Origin of the sequence: Klebsiella sp. JB_Kp004 (assembly GCF_040065795.1) — a bacterium.
Classification (GTDB): domain Bacteria; phylum Pseudomonadota; class Gammaproteobacteria; order Enterobacterales; family Enterobacteriaceae; genus Klebsiella; species Klebsiella quasipneumoniae.
Genome location: NZ_JBEAKW010000008.1, coordinates 159832 through 165866, shown reverse-complemented (window position 1 = coordinate 165866; position 6035 = coordinate 159832). Strand labels below are relative to the sequence as shown.

Here is a 6035-nt window from a genome sequence, read left to right as displayed (position 1 = left end):
GGCCGGGTCAGGCGCAGCCGCCACCCGGCAAAAAAGCGGCATCATGGCCGCGACCTGGCGAAAACGATTTTGTCGCTCGGGTGGATACTGTAGCGGCAAAACGCCTCTGCGTTTGTCGGTAAGAGCTCAGGTTCGCCTCCGGCGAGTGCGTCGCGGTTTCCTCTTTTAGCTTAGCCGTTCGCGGCGCTTTGCAACAGGATGCGCCACTCGCTGAGGGCGGAGGTGCTGAACCCCTGGCGCCAGATAAGCTGGGTGGTCGCCTCGCACAGCGGTTCGCTTAAGCTGTTTTCGGGAAGCGTCATCAGCGCCAGCACGCTCTGCGGCAACAGGCAGGCGTAGCGCCCGGAGGCCACGCAGGCCAGCATGCTGTGATAGGAGCTCACCTCATGCACCTCCACGGCCGCCTGTTGTTCCGCCAGCCAGCGCTCTCCCAGCGCCCGATAGCTGCAGCCGCTGGCAAATGCCGCGAACCGCAGCGGGCCAGCGCTCTGCGGACGGACCAGCATCAGGGTTTCCTGAAACACCGGGACAGATCCCAGGCCGGGCGGGCATGCCGGTTGGCCATCCGTCCCTGGCGGCAGGCAGACCAGCGCGGCATCAAGGGCGGCGGTTAATACCCCCTCGGTTAACTGGCGGGTCGGCCGGGTGCTGAGCGTGACATCCACCTGCGGGCACCGCTGTTGGAAGCGGGTGAGCAGCGGCGGCAGACGGCTGGCGGCGGTCGCCTCCATCGCTCCCAGCCGCAGGCTGCCGCCGGGCGTGGTTGGATGCAAACTCTGCTTTGCCTCTTCCGCCAGGCTCAGGATCCGCCGGGCATAGCTGAGAAACTGAACGCCTGCCGGCGACAGCACCATTTTTTTGTTGCCGCGGACGAAGAGTTCCACGGCAAGCTCCTCCTCCAGTTGCTGAATACGGGTGGTGATATTGGACTGGGCGCGGCCAAGCCGTTTTGCTGCCAGAGTGACGCTTTGCGTGTCGGCCACCTGGATAAAAATCTGCAGTGTGCTGTGGTTCATATTTTTATTCTCAATATGATAATGATGTTGATCTTATCATCTTTAAAAGAGATGGTAAGCCTCCGGCATCGCTCATGAACGAGGAACCCATGCAAAATTCACTGCTTTCGCTTCTTGATATTGACTACCCCCTGATCCAGGCCCCGATGGCGGGCGTCTCCACCCCCGCGCTGGCTGCCGCGGTGAGTCATGCCGGGGCGCTGGGTTCGCTGGGGCTGGGCGCTTCAACCGTTGCCCAGGCGGAAGCGATGATCGTCGCCACCCGCCAGCTGACGGACCGGCCGTTCAATGTCAATCTGTTTTGCCATGCGCCGCCCCGGCGCGACGCCCGACGGGAGGCGGACTGGGCTGAGACGCTGCGCCCCCATTTTACCCGCTTTGGCAGTCTCCCTCCGGCGTCGCTTAGGGAGATATACCAGACGTTTATCGGCCACACCGCCATGCTGGAGCTGCTTCTCGATCTCTCACCCGCGGTGGTGAGCTTTCATTTCGGCCTTCCTGAGCGCGAGGCGATCCAGCGCCTGCGACAGCAGGGGATCGTCACCATGGCCACGGCGACGTCGCTTAAGGAGGCGCAGGTCATTGAGGAGCAGGGGATTGACGTGGTGGTCGCTCAGGGCTTTGAGGCGGGCGGGCACCGGGGGATCTTCGACCCGCAGGAGCCAGACGCGCAGATGAGCACCTTTACTCTGGTGCAACATCTGCGGCGTCAGCTGACCATCCCGGTGGTCGCCGCCGGGGGCATCATGGACGGCGCGGGGATCGCCAGCGTGATGCAGCTGGGGGCGCAGGGCGCTCAGCTCGGCACGGCGTTTTTACTCTGTCCGGAATCGGCCGCCGACGCCGGCTACCGCGCGGCGATCGCTAACAGCATTGACGGGCGTACGGTACTGACCTCAGCGATATCCGGGCGTCCGGCACGTTGTCTGGCGAATACCTTCTGCGCAGTGGGGGAAGCCTGTCCGGCGAGCGCTGTGCCGGATTATCCGCTGGCATATGATATCGGCAAAGCGCTGGCCGCCGCCGCGAAAGCCCAGGGCGTCCATGAGTATGGCGCGCACTGGGCCGGGCAGGGTGTGGGGTTGATCCGCGAGTGTGACGCCGCCAGTCTGGTCCGCCAGCTGGCGGCTGAGTGCGGCTGGAATTAATATCTGACGGTTAGCGGCGGTGTGCCAGGCGGCGCACCAGCCGATCGCCGGCCATTTGTACGCCCTGAACCATCGCCACCAGGATCAGCACCGTGCCAAACATCACCTCATTATTGAACCGCTGATAGCCGTAGCGGATGGCGAGGTCGCCGAGTCCGCCGCCGCCGATCACCCCGGCCATCGACGAAAAGCCAATCAGCATCACGATGGTCAGCGTAATCCCGGCCAGCAGCGTCGGCAGGGCTTCCGGCAGCAGAGATTTAAAAATCACGTGCCAGACGTTGCCGCCCATCGACAGAATGGCTTCGATTCTCCCGTAATCCACCTCGTCGAGCGCGTTTTCCGTCAGACGGGCAAAGAACGGAAAGGCGCCGATGGTCACCGGCACGATAGCGGCGGTGCTGCCCAGCGTGGTGCCGACGATCAGGCGGGTAAAAGGGATCAGCGCGATCAGCAGCACGATAAACGGTAACGATCTGCCGATGTTGATCGCCGCCCCCAGCAGCGCGTTCAGTTTCGGCATCGGCGCGAGGCCGTTGGCGCGGGAAATAAATAACAACACACCGGTGGGCAGCCCGATCAGCACGGTAAACAGGGCCGCCAGGCCCACCATATAGAGCGTATCCAGCGTGCCGTCGAGTAATAACGGCCACAAATCTTCCCAGCTCATGCTACTCCGCATAATGGCCTCCCCTGAACGCCGTGACGGGTAAGAAAATCCTGTTCAGCCTGCGGGTCGTGCAGCAGCGACTGACGCAGCCGTGACCACGGGGTCACCAGCAGGTCGGCGAGTTTGCCGCTTTCGACAATTTCGCCCTGTTCCAGCAGCGCCGCGTGGTCACAAATGGTTTTCACCACCTCCAGCTGGTGCGTTATCAGCACAATGGTCAGATTGAGCCGCTGGTTAATATCCGCCAGCAGAGCCAGCACCGAGGCGGTGGTCTCGGGATCCAGCGCGCTGGTCGCCTCATCGCACAGCAGCACCTCCGGTCGGGCGGCCAGCGCCCGGGCGATGCCGACGCGCTGTTTTTGCCCGCCGGAAAGCTGAGACGGGAAGGCGGCGGCCTTGTCGCTGAGATCCACCAGCTCCAGCAGTTCGCGCATCCGCGCTTCGCGAGCGGCCCGCGGCACCCCGGCTATCTCCAGCGGCACCGCGATGTTGTCGGCGACGGTGCGGGCATGCAGCAGATTGAAGTGCTGGAAAATCATCCCGGTACGCAGGCGATAATCCCGCAGCGCCGCCTTGTTCAGCTGTGTAATATCCTGTCCGTTCACCAGAATGCGGCCCGAGGTGGGCCGCTCCAGCAAATTGAGACAGCGGATGAGCGTACTTTTGCCGGCGCCGCTGCGCCCGAGAATGCCGTATATCGCCCCTTTCGGGATCTGTAACGCGATATCGTTCAGCGCCGGTCGGCCGGTTCCGGCGTAGGTTTTGCTCAGCCCTTCGATGGTTATCATGACTGAGGGGCCACCGGGATCACCGAGCCGTTGTAGTTTTTACGGATAAACTCCGCTACCTGTGGCGACGTCAGGTCTTTCGCCAGCGCCTTAATGCGCGGGTCATTGGCCAGGGCTGGGGTGGTCACCAGGATATTGGCGTAGGGGTTATGCTCGGCACTTTCCAGCCCCAGAGCGTCTTTCGCCGGCACCAGCCCGGCTTCGAGGGCGTAGTTACCGTTAATCACCGCCAGGTCGACATCGTCGAGGGAGCGCGGGATCTGCGGCGATTCAATCTCCAGGATCTTCAGGTGTTTCGGGTTCTCGACAATATCCTTTGGCGTCGCCAGAGTGGTGGCCGGGTCGGTAAATTTAGGGTCCAGCTTGATAAGCTTCTGCGCCTGCAGCAGGAACAGCGCACGGCTCAGGTTGGTGGTGTTATTCGGCACCGCCACCGTGGCGTTGTCCGGCAGCGACGAGAAATTTTTATGTTTATGCGAGTAGATCCCCAGCGGCTCAATGTGCACGGTGGCCGCGACGGCAAAGGTTTTACCCAGCGCTTTTTCCTGATCCTTCAGGTAGGGAACATGCTGGAAGTAGTTGGCATCCACGTCGCCACTGGCCAGCAGTTCATTGGCGTTGACCCCGCTGGTCAGCTCCACCACCTTCAGATCGAGGCTGGGATCGATTTTTTTGATGTAGTTGAGGATCTCAGCGTGGGGAACCGGGTCCGCGGCGACGCGCAGCGCGGCGGCCTGGGCAGACGTCCATGCCAGAGAAAGAGACAGTGCGACCCCTGCCAGTTTAAAAGCGGCATATTTCATGGTGTGTTCCTTTTTAGTTATGGTTAAACGATCAATTGCTCGGCGCGTTCGCGAAACACGTCCTGATAGTAGCGTTCCGCCACGTCCGGATGGGAACGCAGACGGCCCTTGAGATAATTCCAGCCGACATCGCGCAGCAGCGGATTGTGCGGGTCGCTGTCCGGACCGCGCGCCTCACGCGCCAGCTCGGGCGGCAGGGTATAAACCGGCACCACCGCGTCAAGCTGGGCGCCAAGGAAGAAAGCGATGGAGAGGCGCTGCTGCTGCGCCGGCGGCGACACCACCCGGTGAACGGTAGCGCGCAAATAGCCGTTGGTGGCCAGCTCCAGCAGTTCGCCAATATTGACCACAAAGCTGCCGGCCAGCGGCACGGCGTCGATCCACTGCCCGGGCGCCACCTCAACCTGCAGCCCTTTCTGTTCGTCCTGCAGCAGGAAGCTGAGAAAACCGGAATCTTTATGGGCGCCGACGCCCTGGCTGCTTTGCGTCTCCTGCTGGCCGGGATAGCGGATCAGTTTGATATGCTCGTTGGGTTTGTCGCCATAGAGTCGGTCAAAGGCATTCTCCGGGAGCTGCAGCGCTTCGGCAAAGGCGCGCAGCAGGCGGATCCCCACCTGGGTCATCTGCTGTTGCCAGTGAAGTAATACCGGTTTAAGCGACGGCAGGGCGGCAGGCCACAGGTTCGGACCCTGCAGGCGCTGCCAGCGCGGGGCGTCATCGCTGAGGGTCAGCGCCGGACGTTCGGCGCCGATATCAAACTGCTCTCGCCAGTCAGGCTGGCCGCGCGTCAGCTCAGAGGCCGCGCGGTTATAGCCGCGAAAATGGGGGGAGTGGATCATCGCCACCTGCTGTTTTTGCGCCTCATCGAGGGCAAAAAAGCGTTGGGACTGGCGCTGAACTTCATATTGAAGCGCGTCGTCGACACCGTGGTTGATCAGATAAAAGAAGCCGATGTCGCGGGCGGCGTGGCGCAGGTCGGCCAGGAAGGCCGCTTTATCCGCGGGGTCCGCGTAGCGGGCCAGATCGAGAATCGGCAGGGTTGTCGCGTTCATTGTGTTCTCCGAAAACGGGATAATATGTTATGGGTCGATTCAGGTTCAGGGTTCGGGCACAACAGCAGCGCATGGTGATTTCCTCTGTTCGGGGCTGAGCACAGCTTGCCTCAGGGCCAGATAATCAACCAATAACGTTATTTTCTAATTTATGTTCGCGCGGGGTTCAGTGCTTTTGCGTTAAATAGATAAAGGCGTAAGGGCGAACTGAAGCCGTTGCGCCCGTCATCGAGAGTCAGTAAGGTGGGCGCACTTTTTTAATGCGGAACGGATGTATCCTCATGCACAGTTCAAAAGATCCCCTGCACGGCGTGACGCTGGAAGCGCTGCTCAATGCCCTGGTCGCGCGCTACGGCTGGGCGGAAATGGCCCGCCAGGTCAACATTAACTGCTTTAAAAGCGATCCCAGCATCAAGTCCAGCCTGAAATTTCTCCGCCGGACGCCGTGGGCGCGCAAAGAGGTGGAGGCGATGTATCTGGCTTCGCTCGACGACGATGCGCCGGCAGAGAAAGCGGATCCATGGGCAAACTGGCAGAAAAAATAACCCTTACCACAGG

General features: G+C 61.6%; 7 protein-coding genes. 2 read left to right on the top strand and 5 right to left on the bottom strand.

The features are described 5' to 3' along the window. Positions 1-170 precede the first annotated feature (170 nt). Entirely contained in the window at positions 171-1016 is an 846-nt protein-coding gene (locus ABLX76_RS11080) for a LysR substrate-binding domain-containing protein (protein WP_049014133.1), read from the bottom strand. A 74-nt stretch (positions 1017-1090) separates the two neighbouring features. Between ABLX76_RS11080 and ABLX76_RS11075 the strand changes: the two genes are divergently transcribed. Then, positions 1091-2164 (top strand): nitronate monooxygenase, encoded by a 1074-nt coding sequence (locus tag ABLX76_RS11075; protein WP_077269649.1) that lies wholly within the window; start codon positions 1091-1093, stop codon positions 2162-2164. A 10-nt stretch (positions 2165-2174) separates the two neighbouring features. On the opposite strand, the gene ABLX76_RS11070 is transcribed toward ABLX76_RS11075, so the two are convergent. Genes ABLX76_RS11070 through ABLX76_RS11055 form a run of 4 tightly spaced genes read right to left on the bottom strand, consistent with a single transcriptional unit; the run spans position 2175 to position 5477 of the window. Further along, entirely contained in the window at positions 2175-2834 is a 660-nt protein-coding gene (locus tag ABLX76_RS11070; protein ID WP_072096700.1) for a methionine ABC transporter permease, read from the bottom strand. Further along, complete coding sequence (locus tag ABLX76_RS11065) at positions 2831-3622, bottom strand: methionine ABC transporter ATP-binding protein (RefSeq protein WP_348874517.1); 792 nt, start codon at positions 3620-3622, stop codon at positions 2831-2833. The genes ABLX76_RS11070 and ABLX76_RS11065 overlap by 4 nt, the downstream gene beginning before the upstream one ends. Next, a complete protein-coding gene (locus tag ABLX76_RS11060; RefSeq protein ID WP_032452814.1) occupies positions 3619-4425 on the bottom strand; it encodes a MetQ/NlpA family ABC transporter substrate-binding protein in 807 nt (268 codons plus the stop codon). Before ABLX76_RS11060 ends, ABLX76_RS11065 begins: the two co-directional genes overlap by 4 nt. A 23-nt stretch (positions 4426-4448) precedes the next feature. Then, entirely contained in the window at positions 4449-5477 is a 1029-nt protein-coding gene (locus ABLX76_RS11055; RefSeq protein WP_049014130.1) for an isopenicillin N synthase family oxygenase, read from the bottom strand. A gap of 281 nt (positions 5478-5758) precedes the next feature. Here ABLX76_RS11055 and ABLX76_RS11050 point away from each other — a divergent pair, with 281 nt between their 5' ends. Continuing rightward, positions 5759-6022 (top strand): VF530 family protein, encoded by a 264-nt coding sequence (locus ABLX76_RS11050; RefSeq protein ID WP_004205937.1) that lies wholly within the window; start codon positions 5759-5761, stop codon positions 6020-6022. The last annotated feature ends 13 nt before the right edge of the window (positions 6023-6035 follow it).